This is a genomic window from Mesorhizobium sp. M1A.F.Ca.IN.020.06.1.1, assembly GCF_004023265.1.
Lineage (GTDB): Bacteria > Pseudomonadota > Alphaproteobacteria > Rhizobiales > Rhizobiaceae > Mesorhizobium.
The window spans coordinates 1-695 of the sequence record NZ_RZSR01001603.1; the positions used below are offsets into that span (position 1 = coordinate 1).

Genomic DNA, 695 nt, shown 5'->3' on the forward strand with positions numbered 1-695 from the left:
TCACCGGCCAACACCCGCCGCTCGCTCTGTCTGATGATCCGTTAGACCAGCGGCCGATAATGACGAACCTGGATCTGCCACAGGGCTATGGACGGTGTGCTGGCCACGGCCAAACGCTCGCTCGCCTGCTCCAGATAGGCCAAGGTCGCATGGGTGATCGTGATCAGCTCGCGGTAGAGTTGGACGCGATTGGGTCGACCGCGCGTGAGCTGGATCTTGCGAGCCCGCCTCTTGGCTGCACGGCAGTGATCGCGCCATGCCATGCTGGGCCACCACTCAAGACATCAGCCCGCTTCAAAAGGCGCACCATGACCCGCACGGCATCCCAAAGCAGGCTGTTGTCGCTCGGCTCGTGCATGAGTGCCGAGGTCACGGTGCTGTCCAGCCGCACCACCGCGCCGTCTTCGAGCTTCGCTTGCCGAGCGCTCGACAGCAGTACCCGATTGATCTTTTCCCAGGTCGCGGGCCGCAGCGCGCCGATCGTCTTTTGCAGCACTGACTTCTGGGGGCTCCATGACAATGGTAGGCGGGCAAAAGCGCGAAACGAGGCAGAGTCCTCAAGATGGAACGCCAGCTCCTGATAGATCCTATGAGGAGGTGGATAGCGATCCGCGCTGTGACAAAGTGAGGTCGCTTTCAATCAACACCTTACTCGGAGAGGCCGAACATGCTCGCTGCGAATGAACGACCTGAAG

General features: G+C 61.2%; 1 pseudogene. It reads right to left on the reverse strand.

Annotated features, from left to right (window positions below):
- Window positions 1-44: 44 nt before the first annotated feature.
- A pseudogene (locus tag EOA60_RS35815) lies at window positions 45-583 on the reverse strand (ISNCY family transposase); the annotation flags it as partial.
- Window positions 584-695: the final 112 nt, after the last annotated feature.